General features: G+C 42.8%; 12 protein-coding genes. 4 read left to right on the top strand and 8 right to left on the bottom strand.

Going from position 1 to position 17,620, the window contains the following annotated elements; translation table 11 throughout:
• Positions 1-182: 182 nt before the first annotated feature.
• From H6G32_RS21325 to H6G32_RS21305, 5 genes are all read right to left on the bottom strand, one after another.
• Positions 183-1,037, bottom strand: coding sequence for an alpha/beta fold hydrolase (locus H6G32_RS21325; RefSeq protein ID WP_190461885.1), 855 nt, complete (start codon positions 1,035-1,037; stop codon positions 183-185).
• A gap of 41 nt (positions 1,038-1,078) precedes the next feature.
• Positions 1,079-1,783, bottom strand: coding sequence for a CAP domain-containing protein (locus tag H6G32_RS21320; protein ID WP_190461883.1), 705 nt, complete (start codon positions 1,781-1,783; stop codon positions 1,079-1,081).
• Positions 1,784-2,460: 677 nt separating this feature from the next.
• A complete protein-coding gene (locus H6G32_RS21315) occupies positions 2,461-3,204 on the bottom strand; it encodes a DsbA family protein (RefSeq protein ID WP_190461881.1) in 744 nt (247 codons plus the stop codon).
• A 130-nt stretch (positions 3,205-3,334) separates the two neighbouring features.
• The gene (locus H6G32_RS21310) at positions 3,335-4,189 is read right to left on the bottom strand and encodes a sulfurtransferase (protein WP_190461879.1); all 855 of its coding nucleotides are present in this window, start codon (positions 4,187-4,189) and stop codon (positions 3,335-3,337) included.
• A 144-nt stretch (positions 4,190-4,333) separates the two neighbouring features.
• Positions 4,334-5,683: a DEAD/DEAH box helicase gene (locus tag H6G32_RS21305; protein WP_190461877.1), complete on the bottom strand. Its 1,350-nt coding sequence runs from the start codon at positions 5,681-5,683 to the stop codon at positions 4,334-4,336.
• 550 nt (positions 5,684-6,233) lie between these two features.
• On the opposite strand from H6G32_RS21305, the gene H6G32_RS21300 reads away from it, so the two are divergent.
• Complete coding sequence (locus H6G32_RS21300; RefSeq protein ID WP_190461875.1) at positions 6,234-6,830, top strand: Uma2 family endonuclease; 597 nt, start codon at positions 6,234-6,236, stop codon at positions 6,828-6,830.
• A gap of 69 nt (positions 6,831-6,899) precedes the next feature.
• Here the strand turns inward: H6G32_RS21300 and H6G32_RS21295 are convergent, their stop codons facing one another.
• Positions 6,900-9,533: a DNA polymerase III subunit alpha gene (locus H6G32_RS21295; protein WP_190461873.1), complete on the bottom strand. Its 2,634-nt coding sequence runs from the start codon at positions 9,531-9,533 to the stop codon at positions 6,900-6,902.
• Positions 9,534-9,723: 190 nt separating this feature from the next.
• On the opposite strand from H6G32_RS21295, the gene H6G32_RS21290 reads away from it, so the two are divergent.
• Complete coding sequence (locus tag H6G32_RS21290; RefSeq protein WP_190461871.1) at positions 9,724-11,028, top strand: dicarboxylate/amino acid:cation symporter; 1,305 nt, start codon at positions 9,724-9,726, stop codon at positions 11,026-11,028.
• A gap of 532 nt (positions 11,029-11,560) precedes the next feature.
• Here the strand turns inward: H6G32_RS21290 and H6G32_RS21285 are convergent.
• Together H6G32_RS21285 and H6G32_RS21280 are read right to left on the bottom strand one after the other, a co-directional pair.
• Positions 11,561-13,273, bottom strand: a complete 1,713-nt coding sequence (locus H6G32_RS21285) for a diflavin flavoprotein (RefSeq protein ID WP_190461869.1) — start codon at positions 13,271-13,273, stop codon at positions 11,561-11,563.
• Between the two features lie 189 nt (positions 13,274-13,462).
• Entirely contained in the window at positions 13,463-15,181 is a 1,719-nt protein-coding gene (locus H6G32_RS21280) for a diflavin flavoprotein (RefSeq protein ID WP_190461916.1), read from the bottom strand.
• 1,134 nt (positions 15,182-16,315) lie between these two features.
• Between H6G32_RS21280 and H6G32_RS21275 the strand changes: the two genes are divergently transcribed.
• Both H6G32_RS21275 and H6G32_RS21265 read left to right on the top strand, forming a co-directional pair.
• Positions 16,316-16,771, top strand: coding sequence for a helix-turn-helix domain-containing protein (locus H6G32_RS21275; protein ID WP_206757974.1), 456 nt, complete (start codon positions 16,316-16,318; stop codon positions 16,769-16,771).
• Between the two features lie 738 nt (positions 16,772-17,509).
• The coding region (locus tag H6G32_RS21265) for a transposase (protein WP_190461862.1) at positions 17,510-17,620 on the top strand (111 nt) is incomplete at its 3' end.

The raw sequence follows: 17,620 nt of genomic DNA, 5'->3' as shown, positions 1-17,620 counted from the left end.
TTTAATAGGCGATCATCGTTCCTAGGCTAAGTCTGGGAACGATGCCAACAATGCAAAATCTAAAATCTAAAATCTAAAATTTGATCAGGATGTTCGGGTCTAATACCCCTTTCCTACCGGAAGGTCAAGGGCGTAGGTCTACAGGTATCTTATTTTTCAGTCGGGGTTTTAATTTTTAATTTTTAATTGTTTAAGACTTCTGGGTGTTGTTCCAGCCACAGGTCAATATCCCTCAGTAATTGTTGGGGAATTTCCCAGGGGAAAAGATGGGCGGTATTGGGGTAACAATGCCACTGAGAATTTTTGAGGTGTTGAGCTGTTTCTAAGCTGGAATCAGCCGTGATATGCCGGTCTTCGGCGCCAGCAAGTACTAGGCTGGGACATTCAATTTGCTGAAGGTCTGGAAGTCGGTTGTACCCAGATTGAATCGCACTATAGAGAGCACGAGTAGCACCAGGGGAGGTTTGCAAATAAGCTTGTACGGCTTCCCTAGCTATGTAGCCGTAAGCGGTGGGTGTATGTTGTTGGATTAAGTAGCGGAATAGCGATCGCTTGCCAAAAGTCTCAATATTCCACTGCCAACTCGGTTTAATATAGTTCAATAGGGCCGCAACGCCAGTATAAACATTATCTGGCAAAGAGATGGGGGGATGATTTCCACGGGGTCTAGCTGCTGTCGCTACCAAAATCAGCCCACTAACCCGCTGTGGTAATCTTAGGGCCAATTCCATGGCTAAAATACCACCAAGTGACCATCCCAAGACTAGACATTTTTCAATCTCAAAGCGGTCTAGCAGCGCTTCTAAATCTGTCAAATGGTCGTCCATGGCAAAATTGCCCTGAAAGCGACTTTTGCCATATCCACGCAAATCTGGGGACAAAGTTTGGTAGCGTTTTGATAAATGGTTGGTGAAGACAGAAAGATTATGACCAGTACCAGGATGACCGTGTAAGCCCAGTATAGGGAATCCTTTACCCTGGACGTAGACGTTAAGATGTTGAGCACCGGTAGCCGTATGATTATGGCGATCGCCCATTAATTCCCGTTCTCTTGTTTATTCTTCTTTTAATTTTGACATTATTTTTCTCGATAACCTCCAGCGTAGGTAATCACGCACATCTGCCTATATTTAGCGTGAATGCCAAAAGCCACTCCTGTGACTTTAAAAGCAGGGTTAAAGATATTTTTACGATGGCCCCGTGATGGGACACCATCATCAATAACTAACTGCATCACGATATCTTGGGCTGTCTTTGGTCCATAACTAATATTTTCCCCTGCGGTGGTTTCCCATGCACCATAGCGATTGATGCGAATAAAGGGATCACTGCGATCGCTGCCATTATGACCTGTAGCGCCTTTTTTGCCTTGGTCTTTGACGTGATCTTTAGCGCCTAAAGACATACCCTTAGATGCACTCAACGCCCCTAGAGGACGGACAGACTTAAGAAAGGCGATCGCCTCATTAACTGGTTTGACTCCTTCCTGAGTCATCAAATAGGTCTTATTAGAGATTCTAACTTGATTGCCCTGGAAGCGTTTCTTGTAGTTTTCTAAGATAGGGATGTATGATCGGGGATTTGTCCGTATTTTGTTAGTTTCATCAATCACTCCTTGTTCCAACGCTGAGAGGTAACTGGCCTTTGCTAACAAAGTCGGACTCACATTTTCGACTACATCCGGCGCAAATTCTGCCATAGATTGTTTAGATTGCAGCAGTAGTTGGGCAAAACTGGCTACCAAGGTTAACGGGAACAATATCCAAAACCTAACGCGATGCATTTATTACCTCAAAATTTCCTTCTTACGGTTTATTCTAGTTACATAGATGTATCTGAGCTTGGTAAAGTTGCCTTTTAAGCTCAAGAAATAGACTAAATGCAGAATTCCCTAGAGTTAAGCCTAGAGTAGCCCAGACAAATTATAGGTAACTCTGCAAAACTCTGTTTTAAACTTCTACTTAGCAAAATAGTTACTCAATACCTGTTGTAACCTTTCCCACAACAAAATGTAAATAGTAATGTTATTTTTACAGAATTGCCAATTTCAATGGAATATAAAAATTACAGTAATGGGCTTCTGTCCGATTGAGATAAACCACGTCCATTTTGAAACTTGGAGTAGTGCGGGCAGCGTTCGACTGAGCGCTCACGCCGAAGTCTTTCCCGTTAGTACCAGATGGGAGCAAGATGATCCTACTACTATTAAAAAATATGGTTTTCAAAATAGATGTGGTGTAAGTATTTTTTTGGTAAGAAGCTAGCAGATATTTTAGTAGTAATAGGACTCAAGAATAAGAGGAGTGAGAAACCTTTATCGTTTTCACTCCTCATTACCTACTCCTTACACATGATTCAAGTACAGCAGTTTAACAGGGCATGAAACCTCTAACTAAAGATGCACATTGTGATGAAATAGTAGGGTGTTTGTCTATACAAATATTTTGCAGAGATGAAATGTTACCTTACAGCCTGCAAGATACCCTCGATTTCTGATAACTGCACCGCACCAGAAAAATTCTTGTTATTAATTACAAAAGAAGGTGTACCAGAAAGCCCTAAATTTTGAGCTAGCTGGAGGTCTTTTTGAATGGCGGTATCGGCAAGATTCCTGTCACTTTTAAAAGTTACCAAATCTAAATTGAGATTTTTAGCAATATCTAAATATAATGCTTCGCCAAGTTGCTTTTGATTAGTAAACAGAGCATCATGATATTCCCAGAATTTACCCTGCTGATTTGCTGCCCAAGCAGCTTTAGCAGCAGGTAATGCTTCAGCATGAATTTGACTTAGAGGAAAATGCTTATAAACCAATGTCAACTCATTGGGATACTTGGCTAACAACTGTTTCAGGGTTTTATTGGCTTCAGCACAGTAGGGACATTCAAAATCTGAGAATTCTATCACCACTGTTTTTAATGCAGTTCCCTTGGTGGGAGATTCACCAATCACCGCTTTGGTATTGGTTTTTAAATCCTGTAAAAATGCCTGCCGTCCTTGCTGTATTTTCTGTTGCTGTTGTTGCTGGTATGCCTGGACAGATTCAATAATTACCTCTGGGTGTGCCCGGAGAATTTGTAATACTTGCTGTTCTAGTTGGGAATCAATGGGACTAGCGGCTTGTGCAGGGAGTGACCAGCTTAAAAGTAGACAGAGGATGCTGAAGACTGCCCAGTTACGTAGATGCAGAAACAATTGGCGCATATCAAAATACTAGAGAGATGTCACACTATCCTAGTATTCCTTGAGATGGATAAGAGCGATCGCACTCTCAGAAGATTTAATTTAGTAGGATGGAAAACAGCACGGAAATTACCTAGACCCCTTCACTGGCTTAGATGACGCGGCTATCGATGGGAAGAGAGAAATCGCGAGACCATTCATTCCAGGAGCCGAAATAATTTCTAGCATTAATTCCAGCTTCTTGCATGGCTATAAGTGTATTAGCCGCCCTGGAACCCTTAAAGCAGTAAAGGTAGACAATAGAATTGGGGGTAATACCCACAGACTGACAAATTGTGAGGATTTCTGCTTTTGAGCGGAACATGGGGATTTGAGAGTCACAATTCATCAGCAAATGCCATTCCAGCCATACGGCGTTAGGGATTCTACCCTTGCGAGGACAAAAATCTGGAGCATAGGGAGAAGAGCTCAGTCCTTGCCATTCTATGCGATCGCGCACATCTAATTTAATAATCGCCGGATCATCAAGAGCCTGCAACATCTCGGCTTTAGAAACCATGATGTCAGGGTTGAGGTGCAATCTAAATATACTGCTTTCACTTTCAGGTACTTCATCGGTGGTAGGTAAACCAGCAGCCAGCCATGCTTGATATCCCCCGTGTAACACAGATACCTCAGCACAACCCAAATACTGGAGTAAAAAAGCCGCTCGACAAGATTGGCCGTAGCCTTTATTTAAAGTATCCTCATAGACTATTAACCTTTCTGTAGCAGATATTCCTACCTCGCTCATAATTTCAGCAAAATATGCTTGCAATTTCTTTAATCCTTCTGGAGAAGAGTTATCCAAAAGATAAGTGAAAAATGCGTGAATATTGATAGATTGAGGAAGGTGCGAAACAGCATATTCTTCTGGACTTCGCGTATCTATAATGACAGTTTGTGAGGATTTTTCTGCTAATAAAGAAGAGAGTTCTTTAGGGGAAATGAGGAGTTTTGTGTCCACGTTGGAATTCTTCTGTAACAGTGCCATTGGGCATTATCCCGCCCTAGACATTGGCACTTTGAAGTGAAAATTACAGAAGAATAATTCTTGAATGTTATGGAAGAACTTTTATAGAAGAAAGGACTTTTTTCCACACCTATTTTATCAAGTGCGATCGCGTTTAGCAGAACGGCGAGATCCAGAGGAACGAGGCCCGTTCGTCTTGCCACCGATAGCAGGTGGCGCTGCCTTCCGTTTAGCCGGTTTCTGTGGTGACGGTTTAGCAGTAGAGCTAGGCGTCCGCTTCTCACTTCTGGGTTTCTGCCTGTTTTGGCGTCCATTTGGGATGGGTTCCGGCTTAGTGTCGGGGTTGGGCCCAAAGCCAGGGACTATTTCCTTCGGCAACCGCTGCTGAATCAGTTTTTCAATATCTGCCAACAACTGGTATTCATCGACGCACACCAGGGATATAGCCTCACCTTCTGCACCCGCACGACCAGTGCGACCAATGCGATGAACATAATCCTCCGGTACATTGGGCAAATCGAAATTGACTACATGGGGCAGTTCGCTAATGTCAAGACCCCGCGCCGCAATATCCGTTGCCACCAGTACTTGTAGGCTGCCATTCTTGAACTTTGCCAAAGCGTGGGTACGGGCCGACTGGCTCTTATTACCGTGAATAGCCAACGCTTGAATTCGGTCTTCCCCCAACTGCTTCACCAGACGGTCAGCGCCAAACTTGGTACGAGAGAACACCAGCACTTGATACCAATTGTGTTGCCGAATCAGGTGAGCTAGTAATTGGCGCTTCTTGTCCCGGTCTACCTGGTACACCTTCTGTACCACCGTGTCGGCAGTAACGTTGCGCCGTGCCACCTCAATCATTGTCGGGCGATTGAGCAGCCCTGCGGCCAGTGCCTTGATGTTGTCTGAGAAGGTGGCGAAAAATAGCAAATTCTGTCGCTGTTTAGGCAAAAGCGAGAGGATGCGGCGGATATCATGAATAAAGCCCATATCCAGCATTCGGTCTGCTTCATCCAGCACCAAAACCTCAATCTGCGACAGTTTCACCGTGCCTTGCTGTACATGGTCTAACAGTCGTCCTGGGGTAGCAACCAGAATATCTACGCGGTTCTTCAACCGCTGTTTTTGCAAATTAATACCGACTCCACCGAACATCACCATTGAGTTCAGCTTCAAGTATTTGCCGTAATCACGCACGCTTTCCTCTACCTGTGCAGCAAGTTCGCGAGTAGGGGTGAGAATTAGCGCCCGAATCGGTGGGTGTCCATTAGGGGTAGTTTTAACGTTCTTGTCCAATGACAACCGATGCAGTAGCGGCAGAGTGAAGCTTGCGGTTTTTCCCGTACCGGTTTGGGCACCAGCTAGCAGATCACCCCCCGACAACACCGCAGGGATGGCCTGCATTTGGATTGGTGTGGGTTTGGTGTATCCCCGTTCAGTGACGGCACGGATAATTTCATTGGACAAGCCGAGAGTAGAAAAAGACATAGGATTCCGGTAATAACATCGGCCTGTCGCCAATGACGGCGCCAGTCTTAGGCGGACGGGTGGTTTGAAGGTCTGCATGGGCAGTAGCGCTAAGACTGAGAGCAAATGCCGCAGTCCGCATTCTAACAGAGTGCAGTCTGTTATGTCGTTAAAGTTCTTTTAGTTAGGCCATTAGGCGATCGCATTTCACACATATTTTATCGAGTAGCATAGAAGACAGCGTCTATCTTTCCCCCCTCAATTTGATAGCGCAGACAATTGAGCCAAGACAACAGCAAGCAAGCTGAATAAATTTAATTAGCAGCAGGCGGTTAGAAACCGCGGCTACACGAGACTTTACCCACACTTCGGCAGGCTCAGTGACCGCCTCCGTGGGTTTCAATTCTATTTAGTCCGCGCAGGACGTTCGGCGAAGCTCAGTCGAGCCGCAGACTTTGTTTGTGTAGCCGCGTACCCTGCGGGCGCCGGAGGCTCTATTCTATTCGCCAGGGCTATATTTTCCGGTATAACCTAGAAAATAGAATTATCCCCCGCCAAATCGACTAAAGCCATGATAAGTAACCTTGTACAGCAACCAGACAACAGCACAGAGGAACAACGCCTCATACTAAATAATGTTAGTTGGGAACAATACGAAACCCTGCGAGCAACCTTAGATGATATCCCCGGCTTGCGGATGACTTACCTAGAAGGAACCCTAGAAATTATGAGTCCATCCCTACAACACGAATTAGACAAAAAAGCAATTGCTCGTTTAATTGAAATTTACGCCTTAGAGACAGATATTGATTTAACAGGCTACGGTTCCACCACCTTTCGTAAACAAATCAAAGCCAGAGGTTTAGAACCAGATGAATGTTACTGTTTTGGACAACTTAAAGAAGTTCCCGATATTGCTATCGAAGTTATTCTCTCCAGTGGTGGAATTGATAAACTATCCGTTTATAAAGGATTAGGAATACCAGAAGTTTGGTTTTGGCAAAATAATAAATTTACTGTTTATCGCTTACGTCAACAAGGATATGAATTAATTAACTGCAGTGAATTCCTGCCAAAATTAGATTTATCTGTTTTAGCTCAATATGTAAAATCTCCTAGTCAAACTCAAGCCGTCAAAGCCTATCGCGACACTTTACGACAAAAATAATTATGTATATTGCCAGCGAGGAAATAATGAAGTAAAAAAGTCCCTCCAGGAAGCAGCGGTGTGGGGTTCTTAAATTGGCAAACCCTCAACCCTGAACAAATCTAAACCCCGCTCAAATATTTCATCAATCGGTAACATTTCCCTATCAGTTGTCATAAATTTATGGTCTTTTGTGGCGCGAATAGTTGAACCATCTTCTAAACAATATTCAAAAACTTCCTGCATTCCCCGGTTATGCCACTGCGCTATCGGTTGAGTGTAAACATTCCCATGATTATCAACACTGTAAACGCTGCATTCAATCATCTTTTCTACAATCTCCCCAATGGGAATAAAACCATATTCAACTGTTAAAATTTCTGTGTCATGGCTTAAGCAATATTCGGCAAACTTTAACATTTGCTCAAATAAGTCATCAGCTACCTTTTTCATTACCCCATTCTTCGCTGCACCATCAACAAATTTTTCTCGCTGCTTTTGCATTTCAGAAACTTTCTTTTTCCCCATTGCGCGACGCAGCAAGTCAGCTTGTCCTAGAGAATAACCAGCCAAATCTTGAGCAATTTTCATGATTTGCTCTTGATAGACCATAATTCCATAGGTTTCATTTAATATTGGTTCTAGAATCTTGTCTTCATATTCAATCTTCTCTCTTCCATGTTTGCGGTTAATAAATTTAGGAATTAATCCCGCATCTAATGGCCCCGGTCGATAAAGTGCCAAAATTGAAGAAATATCTTCGATATTAGAAGGCTTCAAATCTCTAACTACCTGAAGCATTCCCGAAGATTCTAATTGAAAAATTCCTTCTAATTTACCTGCTTCTAATAGTGCATAAGCTTTTTGCACATCTTTGGGTAAACTGCTATGTTCACCTTTAGCTAATATCTTCTGAGCTTTTCTTTCCTGTCCTGTGATTTCATCAGGGTCAATGCGATAGCCATTAGTTTCTTCAATCAAATCAATGGTTTTTTGAATTAGCGTTAGGTTCCGCAAACCGAGAAAATCCATTTTTAACAAACCTAGTGATTCCAAATCTTCCATGAAATATTGGGTAATCACTGAGCCGTCATTATTGCGCTGTAGTGGGACAATTTCATCAAGTGGGTCAGCAGAAATCACCACACCGGCTGCGTGAACACCAAAGGTTTTGTTAGTGCCTTCAATTCGCATTGCCATATCAAGCCAATGGCGAACTTTCGGATCATTATCATATTTATTTTTAAACTCTTGTTCTGGTGTTGCATCAGAAATCATCACCTTGAGTTTAGTAGGTTTACCCCGCACTACAGGAATTAATTTCGCCATTTTGTCAGCTTCCCCATAGGGAATATCTAACACTCTGGCAACATCTTTTAAGACAGCTTTAGAAGTGAGGCGGTTAAAAGTTATAATTTGGGCAACTCTATCTGGGCCATATTTATTAGTTACATAATCAATCACTTTATCCCGTTGTTCAATGCAGAAATCTGTATCAATATCAGGCATTGATTTTCGTTCGGGATTTAAAAAGCGCTCAAATAGTAAGCCGTGGTGCACTGGGTCAATGTTAGTAATTTTCATGGCATAGGCAACCAAAGAACCAGCCGCCGAACCCCGACCAGGCCCCACGGGAATATTATTATCTCTCGCAAATTTGATGTAATCCCACACGACTAAAAAGTATGTGGAAAACCCCATCTGTTGAATCATTTTAAGTTCATATTCCAACCTTTCTTTGTAGGTTGGATCTACTTCGTTGCGAGATTTGCGATTTAACCGATTTAACAGTCCTAGCCAAGCAACTTCTTCAGCATAAGTATCAGGAGTATGACCGGGGGGAATAGGAGGGCTAGGAATTTTCGGGTCATCCATGATATCGTAACGCTCGACTTTATCGGCAACTTCTTCGGTGGTTGCTATAGCTTCAGCAATGATATCATCAGGCAAATGATCACGAAATAGGGCTTTCATTTCGTCGGCAGATTTAAGATATTCTGTGCCGCTATAACGCATCCGTTTATCTTCACTGATTAGTTTTTGTGTTTGAATACACAGCAATGCATCATGTGCTTCTACATCAAAACAAGAAATATAGTGGGAATCATTGGTGGCAATAATTTTAATGCCTAATTCCCGCGCAATTTTGACGATTTCAACGTTAACAATTCTGTCTTCTTGGGAGCCGTGGTCTTGAATTTCTAAATAATAATCTTCGCCAAATACATCTTTATACCATTGGGCAACTTTCCGGGCTGCATCTGGTCTATTGCTGAGGATTGCTTGGGGAACTTCTCCACCTAAACAAGCGCTAGTGACAATCAAACCTTCGTGATATTTTTTTAATAAATCTTTATTGATGCAAGGACGGGAGAAAATACCTTTACCTTGTACGCCTTGGAGGTGAGAAATTGTGGTTATTTTGACTAAGTTTTTATAGCCTTTAGTATTTTTAGCTAAGACTACTTGATGATATTTGGGACGGTGACGTTCTTGTTTTTCAAGATCGCCGTTTAGAATATACATTTCGTTGCCAATTATTGGCTTAATGTTCTTGGTGCGGCAGATTTTGATCAGTTCAATGGCTCCATACATGACACCATGATCTGTGAGGGCGATCGCTTTCATCCCCAGTGCGATCGCATGATCAACCAACTCTGGTAGCTGACTTGCTCCATCCAGCAAACTATAATCACTGTGAATATGCAAAGGGACGAACGACATAAGCCTCTCCAAAAAAAGCCAACAACATCTCTCAGGGCCTCCTGGTGGCATACCCTTGATAGTATGATGCAAGCAAAGCAACGGGATCTTAGACTAACAGTTTTTACTCAAAATTCAAGCTGGGCTGATTCCGGAATTTTTACTGTCACAGGTGGTGTTTTAATAGTGACAACCATTAACAGCATATCTAATGAGCCAAACCGAGAGCAATAATTCGCCTGAAACCAAAGCTAGCCCTTGGTGGCAGCGTATCCCTCTCACGTTGCAAATTATCATCGCCCTAGTATTTGCCATCAGTGTCGGACTAGCTTTGGGAGCGGGCAATCCCAGCCCCAGCAACGCCACCTTAATCACTAATTTAGCAATTCCTGCTGAGTTGGTGCTGAAGGCTCTCCGCGCCCTGGCAACGCCACTAATTTTGGTAGCGGTATTGCATACCTTCATGACTACCAATATCCCCGGTACAGCCGGCAGGCGTCTAGCAGGGCTACTTTTAACTAACACTACGGTAGCTATAGTAGTAGGACTTTTAGTAGCTAACATCTTGCGTCCGGGGACTTGGGGGAATTTGGTAGACCCAGGAACAGTAACTACAGAAATTCCCGCTCAAAGTTTTGACCCTTGGGGACTGTTCAGAGATGCTGTACCAGAATCTGTCCTCAAACCGCTGGTTGATAATAATGTCATCCAACTAATCGTGATTGCCCTGAGTTTTGGTATCGTCCTGCGGGGATTAAAATCGGAACAAATCGCTCAAGGTAAGAAAGGATACCAGCCCGTTGAAGATGTCATTGGGACTCTGTTTGAGTCGGTGATCCGCATTCTCAACTGGGTAATTGCTTTAGTGCCCATAGCAGTTTTTGGAATTGTGGCGAAAATCATTGCCGAAAGAGGCTTTGCGCCCTTTAAATCTTTAGCAGCGTTTATCATCTCGGTGCTGTTGGCGCTGTTTTTGCAAGCTTGCTATTATCTCACCAGAGTCAAATTAGGTTCTTGGGTAGATCCGCTCAAGTTCTTGGTTGGCGGTGCTGATGCCTTTTTGACAGCTTTCTCAACTTCTTCTTCAACGGTGGCAATGCCTATCACCTTTGAAGTTTTGCAAACAAAAATCGGCTTAAGAGAATCTTCCGCGTCTTTGGGAGCGTTAGTCGGGGCAAATTTTAATAATGATGGTACTGCCCTCTATGAGGCGATGTCTGCACTGTATATTTCCCAAGTGTTGGGGCAACATTTGAGTTTAGGACAGCAGTTAGTTGTGGTTCTGACATCCATTTTTGCATCAGTGGGTGCAGCGGGTATTCCCAATGCTGGATTGGTGACGATGACTTTGGTGTTTAGTTCTGTTGGCTTACCCACCCAGTATATAGCTTTGCTAGTAACTGTAGATTGGTTTTTAGATCGTTGCCGCACGGCGATTAATGTTATGGGAGATATGACTGTTAGTGCTTTGCTTGACGGCAAAAAACCTCGTGCTGTGGACGAGGCAAAAGACTAGCAAATTTATATTGAGTTCCCAGTTAGGGCAGACGTTCGGGCTGTCCTACAAATTAATTTCCATTCGTTAATTTTTGAGTTATTTGGGCTGTTTTTGTAGTAATTAATGCTGTTGAGGGCCTTTAGCGTCACATTCTTTAGTCCAACACCGTTCTAAAAGTCGAATTCGCCAGATAAATGCGAAGCGATGAGGATTCCATACCAATTTAGAATCGCGATTAAATACGGGCTGTTTTAAATACTGCCAAAGAGGAAATTTAATTTTTGTGTATTTTGGAGTCATAGGAGCAACAAAGTACTATAAAACTGTTGTGGTATGAGTTGGCATTTTGTGTGGGGCCAACTACTAAGTATATAGTTATATATTGCACAATATTTTGGCGATTGTCTTGGTGAAAATTACGGAATTTCAGTAAAGATTAATTTCGCAGTTTTTAAATAATTAAATCTTTTTCATAATAAGATTCCCGACCTCCTAGAGAAGTCGGGAACCTCAAGGGATTCGATAGCAGAATGAGAACTGCTACATCTGTTTAATAATGTGTGCCTGATTTGCGATGGTTGATGGCAGTTACAGCATCAGGTTTGATTAATTTACCGTTATCAACGGTTGCATAAACCACCCAATGATCGCCACATTCTAGGCGTTGGCTAACTGAGCATTCTAGATAGGCTAGGGCGTCGTTGAGAACGGTACAACCGTTATCGGCAACTCCTGTGGGGAAATTAGCAAATCGGTCTTCTCCTGGGGCAAAAGATTTGCGGAAATGCTTCATGTAGTCTACATGAGTGCCTTCAGGTAGAATATTTAGGGCAAATTTACCCCCTGGATACATGAGGGATTCAATTGCTCGTTCTTTGGCGATCGCAATTGTCAATCCAGGAGGATTGAAAGTGGCTTGAGAAACCCAAGCACCTAGCATCCCTGTTGAGACTTCTCCTTGGTTGGCACTAATCACGCAAACGGAACCAACAATTCGACCAACAGCTTGTTCTACAGCGGTTGCAGCTTGTTGAGGTACGCGCACTTTCTTGGCTTTTTTCAACGATTGGGCAAAATCTGTACCGATTTCTTCACACAGCTTGAGAGTGACTTCATCGGGTTTAAATTTGACCTTCAAGGTATCAAAGCCAAATTTAAATCCAGCATCCCGGAGTTTACCTTCAATTAATTCAACGGCTTCACCACTCCAGCCGTAGGAACCAAATACTCCAGCAAGTTTGCTGTTGTCACCGATGGTGAGAACTATACCCAAAGCGGTATGAATTGGGGTGGGTGCATGGCCTCCGATGGTGGGAGAACCGATGAGAAAGCCATCGGATTGTTCTAGAACAGTGCGAATTTCGTCAGGTGTGGCAAATTCACAGTTGATGGTGTTGACTGCAACTCCACCTTTGGTTAGTCCCAGTGCGATCGCCTGGGCGAGAATTGCTGTATTGCCATAAGCTGAGGCGTACAATAGCGCTACGGATATTTCGCGATCGCTTTGGGAACGACTCCATTCACCATAACATTTGGTCAATTCGATTAAGCTGGAGCGCACCAAAGGCCCGTGACCAACAGCATACATCCTCACTTGCAAATCGGAGATTTTCTCCAAAGCTGCTTCGACGTGGGGCGCATGGGGAGCCATCAAGCAATTAAAATAGTAGCGCTGGTCTTCCTTAAACGCTTCTGAGTTATCATCAAACACTTCATCACCACAGATATGTGCTCCAAATAGCTTATCTGTGTAAAGAACTTGGGTTTGCTGGTCGTAGGTACAAAGTCCTTCTGGCCAACGGGGACTAGGAATAGGCAAGAATTTTAAAACATGACCCTTACCTAAATCTAGAGTTTCTTTCCCCCGCATTGTCAAAATTTTGATATCTTGATCTGGAAAAGCAGCACGTAGATTAGCTGTACTGGGAAGAGAACAGACAAATGTAATCTGCGGCGCCAGTTCCAAAATCGCCTTTAATGTTGCCACGCGGGTGGGATTAAAATGACCGAGGATCACATAATCCAACCGTCTTAAATCTAGGGTTTTTTGCAATGCCTCTAGATAAATCTCTGTGAAGCTTTCCGGAGCCGGGTCAATTAGTGCGGTTTTATCGGCTTCAATTAAATAGCAATTGGCGGTAGTACCTCTTAAGAGTGCATATTCAATTTCAAACCGCAGACGTGATTTACTACGCGCTCTGAGAACCTTAGTATTTGTCGCAATCGGGAGAACTTGGACGTCGCGTGGCAAAGATTCGGTCATAGATTTTGGGTGGAGTTGAGAAAACCAGTTTTTAGCGCATTTAATGAAGCTGGACAGGGAATCTGGGATTTTCATAGGAATTGTGAAATATTGGGCATTGGTAATGGGGAAAAAGATAATTGATAATTGGGGATTTTCTGTTTATTACCCATTACCCATTACCCATTACCCATCACCCATTACCCAGCTTTAGTAATAGTTGCCAACTTTGCGATGACGAACGGCTGTAAGTCCATCGGGATTGGAAACACGTCCGTCTTGCACGGTGCAGTATAAAATCCAGTGGTCGCTACATTCCATGCTGCTGGTGACTTCACATTCCATATATGCCAGAGCATCAGTGAGAATGGGAGAACCGTTTTTCGCAGTTTGGGTTTTCACTCCAGCAAATCTGTCACCACCAGGAGCCAAGCGCTTGAGGAAGTGTTTCTTGAGTTCTTGGAAATTTCCTTCTCCCAGAACGTTGAGGACAAACTGATCGCCTACTCGGACTAAGGAATCAATAGCGCGGTCTTTAGCAACAGCAATTGTAAATCCTAGGGGTTGTAAACTCGCTTGAGTTACCCAAGAAGCTAACATTGCACTGCTGACATCACCTTTTTTAGCGGTGATGATATACAGTCCATTGCTAATGCGACCTAAGGCTTTTTCCATGTTGACATCGAGAGATTTGATCTGCTTGATGTTGCGATCGCGCACTAACAATTGTCCCAAGTCTGTACCCGCTTCTTCACACAGCTGGAAGGTAGATGCACTGGGAACATCTTTAATCCGAATCGCTGGGAAAGCTTCTTTCACTCCCAAGTCGATAAATTTGCGCCGCAGGGTATCAATGGGTTCATCATCCCCACCGTAAGATTCAAATAAACCGACCACTTGCTTGTCTTTGGTGACGGCTAGCAGGGAACTGATCCCAGCTTGAGCAGCTACTGCGGTAGTTGGGGGCATGCCGATAATAATACCCGCTGCTCTACCTGCAAGTTCTTGAATTTCTTGGATTCCCGCTGAACCCAGATCCATCATTTCGATCGCAACGCCGGTTTTTTGGATGCCTTCACCAATTGCATGGACGAGGCGATCGCTATGTCCATATTCTGAGACATAAAATAAGGCGGCGGTGGTTTCTGATTTGGCTTGTCTTTGGCTCCAACTTTGGTAGCACTCAGTTAGAACGTCTAGATTGTGATATAGTAGCGGGCCGTGTCCGTTGGCAATAATTTTAATTTTGCCGAGTTCACTCATGCGCTTCATCGCATTCAACAGCGACCGAGCATTGGGGCCCATTAAGCAATCGTAGTAAAATCTAAAGTCAGCTTCAATCGCCTCTAAATCTTCGTCGAAAGTGCGATCGTCACAGAAGTGCATCCCAAAGGCATCGCAGGTGAAGAGAGTTTGGGTTTTGCGGTCAAAGCTGAAGATGGTGTCTGGCCAGTGCAAGTTAGGCGCACTTACGAATTCGAGTTCGTGTCCTTTACCAATATCAATGCGATCGCCACTTTTGACAATCCGCTTGGAAAAAGGATCGTGTACCAAGCCTTCTAGAAACTGCAAGGCAATTTTTGAAGCTAAAACAGTAGCTCTAGGCGCTAACTGGAGGACATCTTCCACCAAACCACTATGATCTGGCTCTGTATGGCTGACAATTATGTAATCAATTGTCTTAGGGTTGACAATACTTTTGAGAGTCTCTAAATACAGCTGACGAAACTTCTGGTGAGAAGTATCAATCAAAACTGTTTGCTCGCCCCTAATTAAATATGAATTGTAGGTCGTGCCATTTTGCAGCCCGAATTCGATATCGAAGCGATCGCGATCCCAATCAAGAGAGCGAATCGCCGTTGTGTTAGGAGCAATTTCTACAGTTTGTATAGTTAACCGATGCTGAACGTTCTCTGCGATCGCTACCATCATTCGTCTCCGAGCGCAAATAAACAGTATTTTTTTCTGCTCCCATTCTCCCAATAATTTATTTTTAAAGTTGTAATGAAGAATATATTTTGCCAAAATCAAGTTGTATCAATTGTTGCCCTTTTTCAGCATATTTTTTAACTCGAAAAATATACTAAACATAAATTTTGTTAAAAGTAATACGACTTAAATATTGATATTTCTTGATCTAATTTAAAATCTCTAAAATCATCATACATATCATCTCTTTTTAGACAACTAATTCGTAACAAAAAGCATAGTTTTTGCAGCTTGAGGATTTATTGTTTGTTTTTAACATGAGACCACACCGGGCATAGTTCTAAGTATTTAGCTTGTGAACCAAAACCCGCCAAAATGCAACGGTTGTCTAGTTTTGTCCAGATTTACCCAAACCCCATGCCGGCATTGGAACTATAGCCCTTGCTCGAGCCGGAGATGACTGTACGACTCTTTCCCAGGGCATTAATCTATCAGTTCCCGTGAAAATATCTCTTAAAGATTCTATAAAATACCCACAAATACCAGTACAAATACCATTAATTAGTTAGAATATAATGCCACAGCCTTTCCATGCCTATTTTAGGAATTACTCAGGAAAAAGCTGAAAAGGTCTAGTCAGAATAGCTATCTGCATAAGCGCTTGTCTATTCAGGCTACACCTACTTATTTGGGCTGAGATGGTTGATTGTGTGATTAATTTTGCACATAAACCAGCTTCAGGTTTTACCTTTTTCAGGGATGGTTTAGTGTCTAAAGGAACACTGAGAACAAAATAACCGTCAAAATAAACACAATTGCATCTACTGGAGTTTAGACAATGAAAAACATCTCCACCAAAATTGCTGCTAAGGTAGCTGCTGGTGCAGTCACGCTGATCACAACCGGACAAAGTTGTTTTAGTAGACCTTTCCTAGACAACTGATAAATCGCTACCTTGATATACAAGTCTTTTTCAAGCTAATACTTTTTGCGTAGCAGACATCAGGCTAGTGTTCGGCATATTTAATTCTTGTAATTAAGTTTAAAATAGTGTGTTTGTTATACACTTACGTGTAAGTATATGAGCGTGAATAGACATAGCTATGCCAACAACTCTGTAAAAGACGATCACTTATGGGATGTCGATTGAGGATTGTTTTAACTGAAGAAGAAAAGCAGACTCTGGAAGAGTTGAGGAGAGCCAAAGATGTTCCTCAACGCACTAGGGATCGCGCTCAGGTTTTACTGTTGAACGCTCGTGGTTTAAAAAACGAGCAAATTGCTCAAGGCTTAAATTGGGCGATTTCTACAGTACGTCAAACCCTTCATCGCTGGGGAAAAATGGGGTTAGCAGGACTATGGGATGCTCCTGGTCGAGGAGGAAAACCCCGTTATGCAGAATCTGACTTGCTTTATCTAGAAAATTGCCTAGCTCAAGAGCCACAGGCTTATAACTCTAAACAGCTAGCCACAAAACTGGCATCTGAGCGGCAAGTTTACTTGAGTCCCGACCGACTACGACGGGTACTCAAAAAAAGAGGCAGGTTAGAAAACCCACAGACAAAACCCCAGATCCATGACATTGGCTAATTGCCAAAGATTAAATCTTTCCTGGAAAAGAGTTAAGGGGAAAAAAGAAACATCCATTTCCTTCCCCTAAATCCTGCTTTGTAGGGGAATCTCACCTCCCCAACTTCTGCAATAAGTCTTCTATCCAGCTATCGGAGTTAATTTAGGAATTTATGCAAGTTCGACAACAAATTTACACTTCTTTACAGATATATAAGGGAATCTCACCTCCCTCGCTTCTGTAATCAGCCTTCTATCCAGCTATCGGAGTTAATTTAGGAATTTATGCAAGTTCGACAACAAATTTACACTTCTTTACAAAAGTAATATTTGAGAGCGAGCATGATTCATTCGGGGGATGAGATTAATCTCTTCCCCTACTTCCGCAACACTGAATTTTACCTTTGTAGTTAAATCGCACCAACTCTAAATTCTGAGAGCAAATTATACTCAGCCATTGAATAAGCAAGCTAAAATGGGGGTTTAAGCAACTTTGAAGCCAGATATCTGGAGTTACCTTGCTGTTACTTCCCAAAACTCAGCCAAACTCGATTCTGTATGTACCCACAATCTATGACGAAGCCAGATATTTTGATAAGCTATTTAGCCTCTGGTCTGAAATTCAACAGCTACCCGAAAATCGCTTAGACGTTACGATTGATGTCTTCAAGCCGCACACTCGTGACTTCCAGTCATGAGTTAGGCGCTCCATATTTGCATATTTTTCTTCTTATGGTCATGCAAATGGTAAGATAAAGTATGGAAGTAAAACACGGCAGAGGGTACGTTTATGCAATTGAGTATCATATCGTATGGTGTGTTAAGTATAGACACAAGGTACTGAAGGATGAAATAGCTGAGTTCCTGAAA

Source organism: Cylindrospermum sp. FACHB-282, from assembly GCF_014697195.1.
In the GTDB taxonomy this organism is placed as follows: domain Bacteria; phylum Cyanobacteriota; class Cyanobacteriia; order Cyanobacteriales; family Nostocaceae; genus Cylindrospermum.
This window is presented reverse-complemented; position numbering and strand designations above follow the sequence as displayed.

Coding starts and splice junctions, on each gene's coding strand:
- H6G32_RS21290 (WP_190461871.1), top strand. CDS start 9,724: ATGAGCCAAACCGAGAGCAATAATTCGCCTGAAACCAAAGCTAGCCCT.
- H6G32_RS21325 (WP_190461885.1), bottom strand. CDS start 1,037: ATGGGCGATCGCCATAATCATACGGCTACCGGTGCTCAACATCTTAAC.
- H6G32_RS21300 (WP_190461875.1), top strand. CDS start 6,234: ATGATAAGTAACCTTGTACAGCAACCAGACAACAGCACAGAGGAACAA.
- H6G32_RS21295 (WP_190461873.1), bottom strand. CDS start 9,533: ATGTCGTTCGTCCCTTTGCATATTCACAGTGATTATAGTTTGCTGGAT.
- H6G32_RS21305 (WP_190461877.1), bottom strand. CDS start 5,683: ATGTCTTTTTCTACTCTCGGCTTGTCCAATGAAATTATCCGTGCCGTC.
- H6G32_RS21285 (WP_190461869.1), bottom strand. CDS start 13,273: ATGACCGAATCTTTGCCACGCGACGTCCAAGTTCTCCCGATTGCGACA.
- H6G32_RS21280 (WP_190461916.1), bottom strand. CDS start 15,181: ATGGTAGCGATCGCAGAGAACGTTCAGCATCGGTTAACTATACAAACT.
- H6G32_RS21315 (WP_190461881.1), bottom strand. CDS start 3,204: ATGCGCCAATTGTTTCTGCATCTACGTAACTGGGCAGTCTTCAGCATC.
- H6G32_RS21320 (WP_190461883.1), bottom strand. CDS start 1,783: ATGCATCGCGTTAGGTTTTGGATATTGTTCCCGTTAACCTTGGTAGCC.
- H6G32_RS21275 (WP_206757974.1), top strand. CDS start 16,316: ATGGGATGTCGATTGAGGATTGTTTTAACTGAAGAAGAAAAGCAGACT.